Origin of the sequence: Candidatus Cyanaurora vandensis (assembly GCF_013285555.1) — a bacterium.
Taxonomy (GTDB): Bacteria; Cyanobacteriota; Cyanobacteriia; order Gloeobacterales; family Anthocerotibacteraceae; genus Cyanaurora; species Cyanaurora vandensis.
Window position 1 is genome coordinate 1 of the sequence record NZ_JAAXLT010000216.1, and the last position, 13,970, is coordinate 13,970.

The window sequence follows — 13,970 nt, forward strand, 5'->3', positions numbered from 1 at the left end:
AAAAGATTAGCAGAGAGGGGTATAAAACCCCTTGTTTGTTAACAAAAATCATTTTTTCTAATAATTCTTCCCTTCATCCTTTATTTATCGAGGTGCCCTACAAGAACAAGCCCTAACTCTTTATCGTAAAATTACAGGCGAAGAAAATCTAAACTTAGCACAGAGTCTCAGTAATCTCGCTGTATTCTACAAGTCCCAAGGGCGGTACGACCAGGCCGAGCTGTTGTTGCAGCAAGCCTTGGCCTTAAGAATCAAGCTGTTGGGCCAGGAGCATCCCGATGTGGCAGCTAGTATGAATAATCTCGCTGAACTCTACACTTCCCAAGGGCGATACGATCAGGCTGAGCCGTTGTTGCAGCAAGCCTTAGTGCTCTATCTCAAACTTTTAGGCGAGGAGCATTCTGATGGCGTTAAAACTCTAGGTAGTCTGGGTCTACTTTATCTAAAGCAATACGAGTGGCGGCGGGCATACCTGATTTTTGAGCAGAGTATAGCTATGGCCCAGAATTTCCAGATTCAAAGTAGCGTTTTGCCTATCTTGCGGGGGCAATTTAAAAACTGTTTTCGGGAGCTGGTTAAAAGTGGAGTGGATGCACGGGAACTAGAGGATTGGCTGAATTTGTGGCGGACAGTAGCAGAGGGACGAGCGGAGTTTCAGGTTACGTTTCGGTTGTTGGAGACCCTTTGGAAATACCGCAAAACTAATGGCGATGTGCGGGTATTACTCGAACTCCCAGTGGAAGAACGGGGTATCCTCCAGGCAGCAATGGCTGCCTATGGGCCTTAAGAAGTTGATACTCCCCATTCACAAAAAGGGGAACACAGTGTAGGTACCTCCTAGCCCCTCGACAATGATTTGGGTATTTGCTGCCATCACTTTGAGGTAGGTATCGCCTTGACTGCCCTCAATACTCAGGGAATCAGAATAGAGTGACCCGCCAATTTTTACCCCAGACTCTCAGGCTAGGGTGGTTATAAGTTTGGGGGAGATGGAAACCCTGTTCCACGAGTTTGGGCACATCATGCACCAGACCTTGATCACTCCTCTGGTCCTAAACTGAATACCACCCAAGTTTGGCAAGCTGTAGCCCAGCGGACTTCGCAGATCCCGTTGGTCCCCGGCACCATGCCCCAGGCTGGGTTTGGGCACCTGATGGGAGGCTATGACAGCGGGTATTACGGCTATCTGTAGTCCAAAGTGTACGCCCAAGATATGTTTACCCGTTTTCAGCAGGACGGTTTGACCAGCAAGGTGGTGGGAGCGAGCTACCGGACTAACATTCTAGAGCCGGGTGGCACCTACGAGCCCGACCTCCTCATTCGTCGCTTCCTGGGTCGTGAATCTAAATCACTCGACGATTTTGACTTCCCCACTCTCAATTAACGCGACAACACGCTGGATTTGCTCGCGTTCCTTGTTGGAGATCTGCCCGTCGGCGGTCACGAGCTGGTCAAATTCTGCTTGTTCTGCCCGCGTGATGACTTTGTCGGCGAGAATGTGATCCACAAATGTCTGGATGTCCATGTTGATTCACCTTGGATTGGTTTTATAGTACCAAAAATGAGCAAAAGCTCTTATTGAACAATTAATTCTAACTAGTCCTACAGCTTAGGGGAGACGCGCCACCCCAGTCTCACGGGCAGCTTGGGCAACAGCTTGCGCCACGGCGGGGACCACGCGCGGATCAAAGACCGAGGGAATGATATACCCAGGCCTGCGCTCAGCCGGGAGAATGAGACCCGCGAGAGCTTGGGCAGCAGCTTGTTTCATCACTTCATTAATACAGCGAGCGCGGCAGTCCAAGGCCCCTTTGAAAATTCCTGGGTAGGCCAAGGCGTTGTTGATTTGGTTTGGGTAATCGCTGCGCCCCGTTGCCATGACTGCCACATGGGGACCAGCGACTTCTGGGGCGATCTCGGGGACTGGGTTAGCGAGGGCAAATACTAAAGGCTTGGTAGCCATGCCCTGAATATCTTCAAGCGTGACCAGTCCCGGACCCGATAGCCCGACAAATACATCCGCCCCACGCAAAACGTCCCCTAAACTACCCTGTTCGCCCTGGGGATTGGTGATTTGGGCATAGCGTTCCTTGACCGAGTTCATGTTGGCAGTACGGCCTAGATAAATTGCGCCGCTGCGGTCACAGCCAACGATGTGACGGACCCCCGCCTGTTGCAACATCTGGGTACAGGCCATCCCCGCCGCGCCCACGCCATTGAAGACGACTTTAATTTCAGCCAAGGGTTTCTCGACAATCGCCAAGGCGTTGAGGAGAGCCGCCAAGAGAACCACCGCCGTCCCGTGCTGGTCATCATGAAAAACTGGAATGTCCAATAGGTCCCGCAACCGTTCCTCAATCTCAAAACAACGGGGTGAACTAATGTCCTCCAGGTTAATCCCACCAAAAACCGGAGCGAGGTATTGGACCGTGGCAATAATAGCTTCGGTATCCTGAGTGTCCAGACAGACTGGGAAGGCATCAAGTCCCGCAAACTCCTTGAAGATCATCGCCTTACCTTCCATCACCGGGAGGGCCGCTAAAGGACCAATATTCCCTAACCCCAAGACCGCTGAACCATCGGTGACAATGGCGACGGTGTGGGGCTTAATCGTGTAGGTAAAAGCTAACTCCGGGTTTTGGTGAATCGCTTGACAGACCCGGCCCACCCCGGGTGTATAGCCCCGTGAGAGTTGGTCTTGGTTCTTGAGCGGCGATTTACTCTCGACTGAGATCTTGCCGCCTTGATGGAGGGCAAAAGTCCGGTCTTCCGCTGCGAGGACCTGGACCCCCGGTAGATCCTTGAGGACCGCCAGCACCCACTGGGCATGATCTTCACTACTGGCCGCAAAGGTCAGTACCCGGATACTATGCTCTGCTAACTTCTCGACCAGTATTAGATCCCCCAACTCCGCCCCCGTCTCGGCAATTCCCTCGGTCAATTTAATTAAAATCTCCGAGCGGTTGGGGACCTGGAGTCGCAGGGTCATGCTGAAACTAGCGTTCGGGGTGAGCGGGGTCATGGTAGTTCGTTGAATGAGCTTCCCTAGCCTACCAAACTTAATACTCTAGTTCAGGGATCGCCAGCGGCTCGGGTACGAGGCTCTCGGGGTCACGCACACAGCGTTCGATTTCCTGCTCTAGGCGATTTACTTCGTAGCTCTCTAGGATTTGCGAATGACGCAGAGCGGTGATATAACCGTTGCAGAATAAACGTAGTTCCTCAGAGCGGTAGCCGCGATAAAAAAGTTCCGCCAGATTGTCGGTCAATCGTTGATAGTGCCGGATGGTTTGGGGATCTTGTAGCATTGGGGGCCTCCCGCGCTCGTTATCTAAATTGTGTCACTTATGGGCGGTATGTTTCAAGCATAGCGTGGACATTTTGACAGAAACACTACCTAGGATTGAGATAAATTGAAATCCATTTACAGTCCGCTGTCTGCACTGACGGTTAATCTAATCCGTACTTTTGCTTATTATAGAATTCTAGTGAGGTCGCCGATGCTCCCCAATGCTGGCCCGCCCAGGGGTCCCTCTCTGTTGACTGTCCCGGCGGGTGACAACCGCGAACGTTTGGTCTGCCCTGACTGTGGCTTCATCGAGTATGAGAATCCCAAGATTGTGACCGGAGTAGTCTGTACTTGGGAAGACAAGTTTCTCCTCTGTCGGCGGGCTATCGAACCGCGCCGCACCTACTGGACGCTCCCAGCGGGCTACCTCGAACTCAACGAGACCACCAGCGAGGGGGCAGCCCGTGAAGCCTGGGAAGAAGCTTTTGCCCAAGTCGAGATTGACTGCTTGCTGAGCCTTTACAACATTCCCCGCATCAGTCAGGTGCAGTTTTTTTATCGCGGTACCTTGCTCAATCTCGATGTGCAGGCGGGGGTGGAGAGTCTGGAAGTAGGTTTATTTACTTGGGCAGAGATTCCCTGGGACCAACTGGCGTTCCCCACGGTCCACTGGGCTTTACAGGATTACGCAGCGATGCGGGGGCAAACCAACTTTGCTCCCCGCACCAATCCGCCCGGTAACTATCCCTTCAGTGTCTGATTTTAATCAATCACTCTTGGTGCTGCTGCTCAATGCGCCACTCAATGAAGCTCTTGAGGAGCAAGGTAATCAAGGCCAAGACGGCTAAGAGTGAGGAGACCGCGAAGGCAGCGACGAAATTGTACTCGTTGTAGAGGATCTCAACGTGGAGCGGCATCGTATTGGTGAGGCCACGGATGTGCCCAGAGACGACGGAGACCGCCCCGAATTCGCCCATCGCCCGTGCATTACAAAGGATGACCCCGTAGAGTAACGCCCAGCGCACGTTGGGGAGGGTAATCCGCATGAAAGTCTGCCAACCACTCGCCCCCAGGACCAAGGCCGTTTCCTCCTGCTCGGTACCCTGCTCCTGCATCAAGGGAATCAGTTCACGGGCAATAAATGGGAAGGTGACAAACGTTGTCGCTAGGACAATCCCCGGCACCGCAAAAATAATTTTGATATCGTTGTCACTCAGCCACGGTCCAAACCAGCCCTGACTCCCAAACATCAACACGAAAATTACCCCGGCAATGACTGGGGAAACCGAGAACGGTAAATCAACCAGAGTCAACAAAAAGTTCTTACCCGCAAAGTCGAACTTAGCGATACACCAAGCCGCCGCCACCCCAAAAACAAGATTCAACGGGACTGAAATCGCCGCCGTGAGCAAAGTCAGCCCGACAGCAGCCAGCGCGTCTGGGTCCTGAAAAGCAGCAAAGTATAACTCGACCCCCTTCGCTAGGGCCTCACTGAAGACCGCGATTAAGGGCACAATCAAAAATAAAACACAGAAAGCCAGAGCCGTGCCAATCAGTAGAAACTGGACCCAGGGGGGTTCCGTGGTTGCCCGACGGAGCGTCGGTGGGGCTTGGGGAGCGGACGGGGCGGTGGTAGTGCTGACCATGGGTCCTCCTTATTTGGCGTACCGCTGAATGGACCAGCGTTGGATGAGGTTAATCACAAAAATCAAACTAAACGAAACCACCAACATGACCAACGCAATCGCTGTCGCCCCGGCGTAATCGTACTGCTCCAGCTTGGTGATGATGAGCAAGGACGTAATCTCGGTTTTGAAGGGCATATTCCCGGAGATAAAAACCACCGAGCCGTACTCCCCCAAAGCACGGGCAAAGGCCAGGGTAAACCCGGTCAACAGGGGCGGAAACAGGTTTGGGAAGATGACTCTCGTAAAAGTTTGCCAGCGGTTCGCCCCTAGACAGGCCGCTGCTTCCTCGACTTCTACTTCCAAGTCCTGCAACACGGGTTGGACGGTGCGGACGACAAAAGGAAAGCCGATGAAGGTCAGGGCAATCATGATTCCCAGGGGTGTAAAGGCGACTTTAATACCCAGGGGGTCTAGGTACTGACCCAGCCAACCGTTCGGGGCATAGAGCGTGGTCAGGGCAATCCCCGCCACCGCCGTCGGGAGGGCAAAGGGCAAGTCTACCAAGGCATCAAAAATCCGTTTACCCGGAAAGGAGTAGCGCACCAAAACCCAGGCGACCAACAACCCAAAGACTGCATTGATGAGGGCCGCTGCCAGCGAAGCCCCAAAGGTTAGTTGATAGGACGCAATTACCCGTGGGTCCGTCACCACTTCCCAAAACCGTTCCCAGCTTAGGGTGGCGGTTTTAAAGAAGATGGTCGAGAGCGGGATTAGAACAATCAAGCTCAGGTAAAAAATGGTGTAGCCCAGGCTTAGCCCAAAACCAGGCAGGACACTGTATTTCTTCAAGGTGAGGGTCATGAGTTTGCCTTAGCGCGTGGGTTGATAAATCTGGTCGAAAATCCCGCCATCGTCGAAATATTTCTTTTGCGCTTTGTCCCAACCGCCGAAGGTCTGGTCAATGGTGACGAGCTTCACCTTGCCGAACTGACTGGCATACTTCTTGGCCGCCTCAGCGGAACGGGGCCGGTAGTAGTGCTTACCCGCCAAGTCCTGACCGACGGGACTGTAGAGATATTGCAAGTAAGCCTTGGCGACCTCAGTGGTCCCGCGCTTGGCGATAACTTTATCTACCCAACTCACGGAGGGTTCCGCCAGGATGCTCAGAGACGGGATGATGATATCCACTTTGTCCGGGCCGAGTTCTTTTTTCGAGAGATAAGCTTCGTTTTCCCAGGCCAACAACACATCCCCGATGCCCCGTTGCACAAACGTCGTCGTCGAACCCCGCGCCCCAGAATCCAGGACGGGGACATTTTTGAAGAGCTTGGTCACGAATTCCCGTGCTTTGGCCTCGTCGCCCCGGTACTGCTTGAGCGCGAAAGCCCAAGCCGCCAGGAAGTTCCACCGGGCCCCGCCGGAGGTCTTGGGGTTGGGGGTGATGACTTGGATGCCCGGTTTAACCAAGTCATTCCAGTCCACAATCCGCTTGGGGTTGCCCTTACGGACCAGGAAAACAATCGTTGAAGTGTAGGGAGCACTGTTGTCCGGGAGCCGTTTTTGCCAAGCAGCGGGGATGAGCTGACCCTTGTCATGGAGTGCGTCCACGTCGTAGGCCAGAGCGAGGGTGACGATATCCGCTTCCAGGCCATCAATCACTGAGCGGGCCTGTTTACCGGAGCCGCCGTGGGACTGGTTAATCGTGACACTCTGCCCGGTCTTCTGCTTCCAGAAGCTCCCAAAAGCAGCATTGAAATCTTTGTATAGTTCGCGGGTCGGGTCGTAGGAGACATTCAGTAAGGTAACGGACTTGGGCTGAGCCAACAGGGGCGCATTCAGAAGTAGGGCACTGAGGAGGGTCAGAGCCAGACGTAGGACTTTCATCAGTTACTCCAGAAGGTTAGGCCGGGATTTGGACCCGACGGGCAGACTCAGCGTTAAAAGAACGGGGGTTGCTCAGCAACACGTGGACCTGTTGAGCGGGAGCTAACCCTAGGGCGTTAAATTGTTCCCGACTAATTAGGGCGGTCAAGGTTTGACCACTTTCGAGGGCCAGTTCCGCCTGGACATGCCAACCCATATGCAATAACCGCTCCACCCGCGCTGGGGCTGAGTTAGGCGTGGGGGCCGCGACCACTTGTAGGTCGTGGGGCCGCACGAAGACCTCCACCGCATCGGTCGCACTCGGGAACAGCGGAGAGGTGTGGGGTACCGCATTGACCTGACCCAGGAAGCCCATCACAAAGGAACTCGCGGGCTGGTCATAGATCTCAATCGGCGAACCGACCTGTTCCACACGGCCCTTATTCATGACCACAATCGTGTCGGCAATCTCCATCGCCTCCTCCGGGTCATGGGTCACAAAGAACGTCGTGACGTGGACCTCGTTATGCAAGCGACGCAACCAACCCCGCAGGTCCTTACGCACCTTGGCATCCAGGGCACCAAAGGGTTCGTCCAACAACAGGACACTCGGCTCGACCGCTAGGGCACGGGCTAAAGCAACCCGTTGGCGTTGACCCCCTGAGAGTTGCGCTGGGTAACGGTTGCCCAACCCCGTGAGTTGGACTAGCTCCAACAGTTCGTCTACCCGCCGTTGGGCCTGGGCTTTGGGGAATTTGCGGACTGCCATGCCAAAAGCAATGTTCTCGCGTACCGAGAGGTGTTTAAACAGGGCGTAATGCTGAAAGACAAACCCGATATTGCGTTCCTGGAGCCGTTGGCGGGTGGCATCTTGCCCGGAGAGCCAGATTGAACCCGTATCCGGTGATTCCAGCCCCGCAATCAGCCTGAGTAGGGTGGACTTACCACAGCCAGAAGGCCCCAGAAGAGCTACTAGCGAGTCCGCGCCAATCTCAAGATTGATGTCAGCCACCGCCTGAAACGAGCCAAATTGCTTGGATACGCCCTGTACTTGTATCGCCATCCCGGACTCCTATTACGAGGTGAGTATCTCTTCAGTTCCCTGAAAATACTAGCATGATTGCAAATTGATTACACTTTGTATGCACACATAATTGATATTATTCTCAAAAATTGTCAATTTTGTTACCAAATTTGCTGTATAAAACTTAGGGATGAATTAAACCTAAAAGGCCAAATGGTTCCATAGGTCAAACCCCCCGCCTCTTCAATTGAGGAGATGGGGGGTCAAATTTGTGGCCTATATTTAGGCTATTTTGGGAGCGACCGGGACGACCCGTGACGGTCGACCATCGCTAATCTGCAAGTCCACGCAACGTAGATTGTCATCCAGCAGACAGCCTGCATGGTCACAGCTATAAATGCGGGCAATGGCTTGCGTCGTAGCACAAAACCCTAGGTTCTGACCGGGGAATATAACCCGTTCAAAATACCAGGACTCTACGTTTTCAATCCGTAGGATCTGGAGGTGCGGCGAACTATTGGTATAGCTGCACTGGATACACTCTTGTGTGGATACCGGCGGCAGACCATCAAACCCGTGAAGTTCCATGGGAAGCTTCTGTATAGGAATATGTAGTTAGTATAATATTTCTTTATCATCGACACAACCTTTCTCAAGATTTTCTGGGGAGACGTCCCTTGCTTAAAAAATCCCCGCCAGCCTGTAGAGCTAGCGGGGACCAAAATTAGCAGAAACGAGAATTTACATGCCACCCATGCTGGAAGCAGCTTTAGGCGGCATGAGAACCTTGTCAATGACGTGAATGATGCCATTGCTAGCTTGGACGTCAGGGACGATGGGCTTGGCTCCACCCACAGTGATCTCACTACGGCTAGCATTCACCCGCACGGCGACAGCACTGCCGTTGACCGTTTGGACGCTCCCAGTTTGGAGTTTATTAGAGGGCGCAATACCCGAGACCACATGGTAGGTGAGGATCTGAGTCAGTTGGGTCTTATTCTCAGGCTTGAGCAGGTTGTCAAGTGTCCCAGCAGGCAGGGCGGCAAAGGCGGCATCCGAGGGCGCGAAAACCGTGTAGGGACCACGACCCGCGAGAGTTTCGGTCAGACCTGCTGCTTTGACAGCAGCGGTAAAAGTCTTGAGGTTATTATTCTTAGACGCGACGTCTACCACAGTCCCGGTACCCATGGGCGTAGTACGTTGCATATCGCCCATAGAGCCAGGGTTTTGCATAGAGCCAGGGTTTTGCATGGAACCAGGGTTTTGCATAGAGCCAGGGTTTTGCATGGAACCAGGGTTTTGCATAGAGCCAGGGTTTTGCATAGAGCCAGGGTTTTGCATGGAACCAGGGTTTTGCATGGAACCAGGATTCTGCATACTCGGCATCGTTGTACTGCCGGAAGGAGGGGTGGTCTGGGCAGTGACGGACAAGGCGAGCAGGGCACATCCCCCGACAACGCTCAGCATCACGGTGCCTGTGCGATTGAACATCAGTACTTCCTTTTAAGAAATGTCCATTTCCGACAATATGAGATTCTTCATCAATTGTGCTTAGTCCTCAAGGTAGAGATCTGCAAAATTGGGGGAATTTACCCTTTTCCAAGCAGCCTCTCTGCCCCATACCTTCCCGTCCTCGGGTCGGAGGGAGCGTGAGGGTGGAACCTTAGGTTCATATCCTCATAGGTTGTTGAAAGCAGTGCCAACAATTATCTCCCCCGGACAAAACTCAAGAGGCTGACAGCAGTGACAGGGATAAAATTTCTTAGGGACAACCGCCCCAGTGGACACAGGAAGTCCTAGGTTGACTGAATTTTTGGAAGATGTTACTTGGACCCGTAGCCTGGACTTGGCTGGGTAAGGAGTTTGCGAGGTGGATACCGATAAAGCAAACCATGGTCAATACACAGAGCCGACCAAGAGCCATGCACCGTTCCCATAGCAGAGGACCGCTGAGGACCCAGAGGAAGGCAGAGACCATAAGCAAGAGGCAGCAGGCAAGATGCACAGCGTCGTTCCTGAAGAACCATAAGAGTATTTTTACTCATTATGTCGAGTCGTTGGTGATTCTTTAATTTTTATTGCGTCTGATTAGCACCTCCGTCTTGCTCGATTAACGGTCCCATGGGAGTCAAGACAGCGGGGAAGCGTCGGCAGGGACGGCCTCCACGGTCCACAATGGCATGGTCGCTGCGGGCTTGGGCGTAATGAAGCTGTTCATCAGGTGAATAGAGCGCGTAGGTCCAACTCAACCGGGGGGCCTGGAATTGAACTAACCGCGTCAAAATACTCACTTGAACCCCGAAGGGGATCATCTTGAGGTAACGGACTTGTAGTTCGACCACCGGCAGGTCAAAACCCGCCGTCCACAACTCCGCAAACTCTAGCCCCACACTACGGACAAAATCAATCCGGGCCATCTCCAACCAAGTGACAATAGCGCGGTGCGAGACAATCCCCCCATAGTCCGTGTCATGGGGATAAACCGGGAGTTGGAAGCGGTGGGTCATGGCTTGAGGCTGGCGCAACGGTCCCAGCTTGACATAATGGATTGTCCTAGGTTGACAAAATATGGAAACCCAAGCCCGTTTGCTCAAGCTCGCCGAAGACGAACTCGCCCAATACAGCACCCCCCTCCGCAAACTAGAGAAGTTACGGCCCAAGGTCGCCTTTTTACCCGTGGGGGAACGTGCCCAACTGAAAGCCTTGCTCCAACAAGAACTCGCTACTGGAGGCCAGTTAGCCTCAGTCGTCGAACAGCAGCGGCAGGCGGTGGCATTACCGTTCTATGGCATTACAGGGCTGGCGTTGTTGGCAGGGTTTCTGGGGCTGAAGGTAGCTTGGGTAATTGCGGCTTTGGGCGTGGCGGCGGCCTTCACGTTGCAGCGGTTGGGCTGGCAACGGCAGGCCCGCCGCTTACTCTTGACTTGTATTGAGGACCTGGAACGCCGTTCCTGATTCGATTCATATAATGGAAACTGGCGATACCAGTGCAGCGAGGATTGAAGATGGCAACCAGTGTGTACGAATACAAAGCGACTCCCATTACCTTGATGGGTTTGCTGGGCTTGTCGGATGACCAAATCAAGCAGCACGAGAAGCTCTACAACGGTTATGTGACCAACGTCAACAAGCTCAACAGCGAGATTGCCCGGTTGGTGGACGAGGGCAAGGAGTCTACCCCCGAGTTCGCCGAACAGAAGCGTCGGCTTGGTTTTGAGTACAACGGCATGATCCTCCATGAGTTGTATTTCGGGAACATGAAACCCAACGGCGGCGAATTGCCTTCTGCTTCGCCCCTGTATGCGCGGATTGTGGAGAGTTTTGGTTCCTATGAGAACTGGGACAAGGATTTCAAAGCGGTGGCGAAGATGCGTGGAGTGGGCTGGGCCATCATGTACCAGAACCCGACCAATGGGCTGCTCAGTAACCACTGGGTCACTCTCCACGAAGAAGGCCATCCCGCCGGTTACATTCCTGTCTTGATCATGGATGCCTGGGAACACGCCTTTACTGTGGATTACGCCCCCACGGAACGGCCCAAGTATATTGAAGCCTTCTTCAAGAACGTTGACTGGCAAGTGTGCGCGAACCGTTTGGTCATGTTAGAGCATTAATCAATTTAACGAAGGGCGGTACTCCCTTGGGGGTACCGCTTTATATTAGGAACTTATCGCTATTCCACCACCGCCACTAGCCCCGCTCCCCGCCAACCCACCATTCGGGCTTCCCCACGCACCAACTCCACATATGCCACTAATTCCACCGTCATCACCTCTCCCGGTAAAACCAGGGGAATCCCCGGCGGATAGAGTGTCAAGGCCTGAGCCGCTACCCGCCCTACTCCCGCTTGCAGTGGAACCACCCGTTGCGGACCAAAGAAAGCTCCCCCCAAATCAGTCGTGACCGGACAGGGCGGCTTGGGCCAATCCCGCCACGACAAACTGGGCAATACCATCAAACCCCGCCGTAACGCCGGAACCAACTGCGTAAAAACCCGGTCATCATGCGCTGGGGTCAAAATAAAAACAAGGTGGTCTGGCCCACTCAACTCTGGATGAATTTGCTCATTAATCAAAAATTCTTCTAGGGCAAACCCATTGACTGGCACCCGTAGTGTAATTCGAGTCAAATCCAAGTCATGCCCAAGCGGAGCGGTCAGGACTGCACAACCAGGTAACTCCCCGAGAACCTGCCGTACCTTACACGCTAGATGCAAGGCCCGGTCCCAGAGTTGCTCCCCCACTATCTCTAAATAATCCGTCATCAACGCCAGAGAAGCTAATAACAAATAGCTGGGACTCGTACTCTGAATCATCCCCAACACCCGCAACACCGCCGCTGGGTCCAAGTAGCCCGCTCGCAAATGCAGCATCGCACTCTGGGTAAGTGAACCCGCCGTTTTGTGGGTGGATTGAACTACCCCATCCGCTCCCGCTGCCACCGCACACATGGGCAACTGGGCATGAAACGCTAGGTGAGCCCCATGAGCACTGTCCACCAACAAAGGCAAACCCCACCGATGGGCCACCGCCGCCACTTCCGCGAGCGGCGCACACACTCCGTAATAAGTGGGATAGACCATTAATACAGCCCGGATTTGGGGATGCACATTCAGTGCTTCTTCCACTTGACGCGCAGTCACGCCATGGGCAATCCCCCAGGCATCCCACGCAGGCTCCAACCAGATGGGCCGGATACCTCCGAGGACCAAGGCTCCTATTACCGCTTGATGGACATTACGCGGCAACAAAAGCCAATCCCCCGGACGCAAACATCCCCAGAGCATCGCCTGGAGCCCGACCGTAGACCCATTCACTAAAAAAGCCGTGTGGTCAGCCCCCCAAAGTCTGGCCGCCCGCTGCTGAGCCAAGCCTAAAACCCCCGTCGGGTGCTGGAGGTCATCCAAACCCGCCAGTTCCGTCAGGTCACAACGGAGATTAAGCAGGTCTGCCAGACCGGGGGGCGCATACCGCCCCTGCTGGTGACCAGGCGTACACAGTAGTAAAGAGTCCTGGTCTCGGTACCCACGGAGAGCTTGAGCTAAATCATTCATCCATAGCGAAGTCCGCATCTAGGTCCGCATCTTCCAGTTCATCGCTGCTCAGTTTAGCCACGGCGAGAGGGGATACCTGGGCACCCACCGCCAGTTTCTCGCGGACCCGGCGGTCCAACTCAGCCACTAGGGGCAGATTCTCCGTCAGGGCGATTAGGAGATTCTCGCGGCCTTGGTAACGTTCACCTTCACACATATACCAAGCTCCCCGGCGTTCGATAATATCGGTTTCTACGGCTAGGTCGAGGACACAGCCGACCGAGGAGATACCCTTCCCGAAGATGAGGTCGAATTCGGCTTTGCGGAAGGGCGGGGCGACTTTATTTTTGACCACTTTGACACGGACCCGGTTGCCGTACTCTTCTTGGCCTTTTTTGAGGCTCTCGACCCGGCGGATATCCAGGCGCAAGGAGGCGTAGAACTTGAGAGCCTGTCCCCCGGTGGTCGTCTCGGGGTTGCCGTACATGACCCCGATTTTTTGGCGTAACTGGTTTAAAAAGATGACGATGCAGTTGGTCCGGCTGACGTTGGCGGTGATTTTGCGGAGGGCCTGACTCATCAGACGTGCCTGTAACCCGACGTGACTATCCCCCATCTCTCCTTCAATTTCGGCACGAGGGACTAGGGCGGCGACGGAGTCAATGACAATCACCTCGACAGCGGCGGAGCGCACGAGTTGGTCAACGATCTCTAGGGCCGATTCCCCGGTATCGGGTTGGGCAATGAGCAGATTGTCGGTATCCACGCCCAGGGCAGCGGCGTAGACCGGATCGAGGGCGTGTTCGGCATCTACAAAAGCAGCAGTACCCCCCCGTTTCTGAACTTCAGCCACGATGTGCAGGGCTAAGGTTGTTTTACCCGAGGACTCCGGCCCGTAGATCTCAATCACCCGCCCCCGGGGAATCCCGCCGCCCAAGGCAATATCCAACGTTAGCGCACCACTGGGGACGGTCTCGACGCGCATCTGGGTGTTGTCCCCCAAACGCATGATCGAACCTTCGCCAAAGGTTTTCTTAATCTGGCCCAGTACTGCCTGTAATGCTTTTTGCTTATCGTCTTGGGGAGCGGCAGCTTTGGAGCTTGCCCCGTTGGAATTGCTACGTGCCATGGTGC

The 13,970-nt window shown here is 54.2% G+C and carries 19 protein-coding genes and 1 pseudogene; 7 read left to right on the plus strand and 13 right to left on the minus strand.

Features of this window, described 5'->3' with window-relative positions; translation table 11 throughout:
- Window positions 1–130: 130 nt before the first annotated feature.
- The 4 genes and pseudogenes from HFM78_RS16435 to HFM78_RS16445 all read left to right on the plus strand — a co-directional run.
- Window positions 131–220, plus strand: a pseudogene (locus HFM78_RS16435) (tetratricopeptide repeat protein); the annotation flags it as partial.
- A gap of 3 nt (window positions 221–223) precedes the next feature.
- The gene (locus HFM78_RS15145) at window positions 224–787 is read left to right on the plus strand and encodes a tetratricopeptide repeat protein (protein WP_396035091.1); all 564 of its coding nucleotides are present in this window, start codon (window positions 224–226) and stop codon (window positions 785–787) included.
- 181 nt (window positions 788–968) lie between these two features.
- Window positions 969–1,061 (plus strand): hypothetical protein, encoded by a 93-nt coding sequence (locus tag HFM78_RS16440; protein ID WP_396033094.1) that lies wholly within the window; start codon window positions 969–971, stop codon window positions 1,059–1,061.
- Between the two features lie 137 nt (window positions 1,062–1,198).
- Window positions 1,199–1,384 carry a M3 family metallopeptidase gene (locus tag HFM78_RS16445; RefSeq protein WP_396033096.1) on the plus strand — a complete coding sequence of 62 codons (186 nt, stop codon included), beginning with the start codon at window positions 1,199–1,201 and terminating at the stop codon, window positions 1,382–1,384.
- Here the strand turns inward: HFM78_RS16445 and HFM78_RS15150 are convergent.
- The 3 genes from HFM78_RS15150 to HFM78_RS15160 all read right to left on the minus strand — a co-directional run bounded on the left by HFM78_RS15150 (window position 1,349) and on the right by HFM78_RS15160 (window position 3,308).
- The gene (locus tag HFM78_RS15150) at window positions 1,349–1,525 is read right to left on the minus strand and encodes a hypothetical protein (RefSeq protein WP_287130292.1); all 177 of its coding nucleotides are present in this window, start codon (window positions 1,523–1,525) and stop codon (window positions 1,349–1,351) included. The two genes, HFM78_RS16445 and HFM78_RS15150, sit on opposite strands and share 36 nt — an antisense overlap.
- 84 nt (window positions 1,526–1,609) lie before the next feature.
- Window positions 1,610–3,022 carry an NAD-dependent malic enzyme gene (locus HFM78_RS15155; RefSeq protein ID WP_287130293.1) on the minus strand — a complete coding sequence of 471 codons (1,413 nt, stop codon included), beginning with the start codon at window positions 3,020–3,022 and terminating at the stop codon, window positions 1,610–1,612.
- 37 nt (window positions 3,023–3,059) lie between these two features.
- Window positions 3,060–3,308 carry a DUF6761 family protein gene (locus HFM78_RS15160; protein ID WP_287130294.1) on the minus strand — a complete coding sequence of 83 codons (249 nt, stop codon included), beginning with the start codon at window positions 3,306–3,308 and terminating at the stop codon, window positions 3,060–3,062.
- A 192-nt stretch (window positions 3,309–3,500) separates the two neighbouring features.
- Between HFM78_RS15160 and HFM78_RS15165 the strand changes: the two genes are divergently transcribed.
- Window positions 3,501–4,049 carry an NUDIX hydrolase gene (locus HFM78_RS15165; protein WP_287130295.1) on the plus strand — a complete coding sequence of 183 codons (549 nt, stop codon included), beginning with the start codon at window positions 3,501–3,503 and terminating at the stop codon, window positions 4,047–4,049.
- A 10-nt stretch (window positions 4,050–4,059) separates the two neighbouring features.
- On the opposite strand, the gene cysW is transcribed toward HFM78_RS15165, so the two are convergent.
- From cysW to HFM78_RS15205, 8 genes are all read right to left on the minus strand, one after another.
- Window positions 4,060–4,935, minus strand: a complete 876-nt coding sequence (cysW, locus tag HFM78_RS15170; RefSeq protein WP_287130296.1) for a sulfate ABC transporter permease subunit CysW — start codon at window positions 4,933–4,935, stop codon at window positions 4,060–4,062.
- Window positions 4,936–4,944: 9 nt separating this feature from the next.
- Window positions 4,945–5,778: a sulfate ABC transporter permease subunit CysT gene (cysT, locus tag HFM78_RS15175; protein WP_287130297.1), complete on the minus strand. Its 834-nt coding sequence runs from the start codon at window positions 5,776–5,778 to the stop codon at window positions 4,945–4,947.
- 9 nt (window positions 5,779–5,787) lie between these two features.
- Window positions 5,788–6,801, minus strand: a complete 1,014-nt coding sequence (locus HFM78_RS15180) for a sulfate ABC transporter substrate-binding protein (protein ID WP_287130298.1) — start codon at window positions 6,799–6,801, stop codon at window positions 5,788–5,790.
- A gap of 16 nt (window positions 6,802–6,817) precedes the next feature.
- On the minus strand, window positions 6,818–7,843 hold the full coding sequence (locus tag HFM78_RS15185; RefSeq protein WP_287130299.1) for a sulfate/molybdate ABC transporter ATP-binding protein: 1,026 nt from the start codon (window positions 7,841–7,843) through the stop codon (window positions 6,818–6,820).
- 243 nt (window positions 7,844–8,086) lie between these two features.
- Entirely contained in the window at window positions 8,087–8,392 is a 306-nt protein-coding gene (locus tag HFM78_RS15190; RefSeq protein WP_287130300.1) for a DUF1830 domain-containing protein, read from the minus strand.
- A 153-nt stretch (window positions 8,393–8,545) separates the two neighbouring features.
- Entirely contained in the window at window positions 8,546–9,010 is a 465-nt protein-coding gene (locus tag HFM78_RS15195) for a fasciclin domain-containing protein (protein WP_287130301.1), read from the minus strand.
- A gap of 556 nt (window positions 9,011–9,566) precedes the next feature.
- Window positions 9,567–9,782: a hypothetical protein gene (locus tag HFM78_RS15200; protein WP_287130302.1), complete on the minus strand. Its 216-nt coding sequence runs from the start codon at window positions 9,780–9,782 to the stop codon at window positions 9,567–9,569.
- A gap of 97 nt (window positions 9,783–9,879) precedes the next feature.
- Window positions 9,880–10,311 (minus strand): thioesterase family protein, encoded by a 432-nt coding sequence (locus tag HFM78_RS15205; RefSeq protein WP_287130303.1) that lies wholly within the window; start codon window positions 10,309–10,311, stop codon window positions 9,880–9,882.
- A 61-nt stretch (window positions 10,312–10,372) separates the two neighbouring features.
- Here HFM78_RS15205 and HFM78_RS15210 point away from each other — a divergent pair, with 61 nt between their 5' ends.
- Window positions 10,373–10,759 (plus strand): hypothetical protein, encoded by a 387-nt coding sequence (locus HFM78_RS15210; RefSeq protein ID WP_287130304.1) that lies wholly within the window; start codon window positions 10,373–10,375, stop codon window positions 10,757–10,759.
- Window positions 10,760–10,809: 50 nt separating this feature from the next.
- On the plus strand, window positions 10,810–11,418 hold the full coding sequence (locus HFM78_RS15215; protein WP_287130305.1) for a superoxide dismutase: 609 nt from the start codon (window positions 10,810–10,812) through the stop codon (window positions 11,416–11,418).
- Between the two features lie 59 nt (window positions 11,419–11,477).
- On the opposite strand, the gene HFM78_RS15220 is transcribed toward HFM78_RS15215, so the two are convergent.
- Window positions 11,478–12,875 (minus strand): aminotransferase class I/II-fold pyridoxal phosphate-dependent enzyme, encoded by a 1,398-nt coding sequence (locus HFM78_RS15220; protein WP_287130306.1) that lies wholly within the window; start codon window positions 12,873–12,875, stop codon window positions 11,478–11,480.
- A complete protein-coding gene (recA, locus tag HFM78_RS15225; protein WP_287130307.1) occupies window positions 12,850–13,965 on the minus strand; it encodes a recombinase RecA in 1,116 nt (371 codons plus the stop codon). Before recA ends, HFM78_RS15220 begins: the two co-directional genes overlap by 26 nt.
- Window positions 13,966–13,970: the final 5 nt, after the last annotated feature.

Bases quoted from the DNA above. Each gene is read 5' to 3' on its own strand.
- HFM78_RS15150 (WP_287130292.1), bottom strand. From the start codon at position 1,525: ATGGACATCCAGACATTTGTGGATCACATTCTCGCCGACAAAGTCATC.
- HFM78_RS15155 (WP_287130293.1), bottom strand. From the start codon at position 3,022: ATGACCCCGCTCACCCCGAACGCTAGTTTCAGCATGACCCTGCGACTC.
- HFM78_RS15160 (WP_287130294.1), bottom strand. From the start codon at position 3,308: ATGCTACAAGATCCCCAAACCATCCGGCACTATCAACGATTGACCGAC.
- HFM78_RS15165 (WP_287130295.1), top strand. From the start codon at position 3,501: ATGCTCCCCAATGCTGGCCCGCCCAGGGGTCCCTCTCTGTTGACTGTC.
- cysW (WP_287130296.1), bottom strand. From the start codon at position 4,935: ATGGTCAGCACTACCACCGCCCCGTCCGCTCCCCAAGCCCCACCGACG.
- cysT (WP_287130297.1), bottom strand. From the start codon at position 5,778: ATGACCCTCACCTTGAAGAAATACAGTGTCCTGCCTGGTTTTGGGCTA.
- HFM78_RS15180 (WP_287130298.1), bottom strand. From the start codon at position 6,801: ATGAAAGTCCTACGTCTGGCTCTGACCCTCCTCAGTGCCCTACTTCTG.
- HFM78_RS15185 (WP_287130299.1), bottom strand. From the start codon at position 7,843: ATGGCGATACAAGTACAGGGCGTATCCAAGCAATTTGGCTCGTTTCAG.
- HFM78_RS15190 (WP_287130300.1), bottom strand. From the start codon at position 8,392: ATGGAACTTCACGGGTTTGATGGTCTGCCGCCGGTATCCACACAAGAG.
- HFM78_RS15195 (WP_287130301.1), bottom strand. From the start codon at position 9,010: ATGCAACGTACTACGCCCATGGGTACCGGGACTGTGGTAGACGTCGCG.
- HFM78_RS15200 (WP_287130302.1), bottom strand. From the start codon at position 9,782: ATGGTCTCTGCCTTCCTCTGGGTCCTCAGCGGTCCTCTGCTATGGGAA.
- HFM78_RS15205 (WP_287130303.1), bottom strand. From the start codon at position 10,311: ATGACCCACCGCTTCCAACTCCCGGTTTATCCCCATGACACGGACTAT.
- HFM78_RS15210 (WP_287130304.1), top strand. From the start codon at position 10,373: ATGGAAACCCAAGCCCGTTTGCTCAAGCTCGCCGAAGACGAACTCGCC.
- HFM78_RS15215 (WP_287130305.1), top strand. From the start codon at position 10,810: ATGGCAACCAGTGTGTACGAATACAAAGCGACTCCCATTACCTTGATG.
- HFM78_RS15220 (WP_287130306.1), bottom strand. From the start codon at position 12,875: ATGCGGACTTCGCTATGGATGAATGATTTAGCTCAAGCTCTCCGTGGG.
- recA (WP_287130307.1), bottom strand. From the start codon at position 13,965: ATGGCACGTAGCAATTCCAACGGGGCAAGCTCCAAAGCTGCCGCTCCC.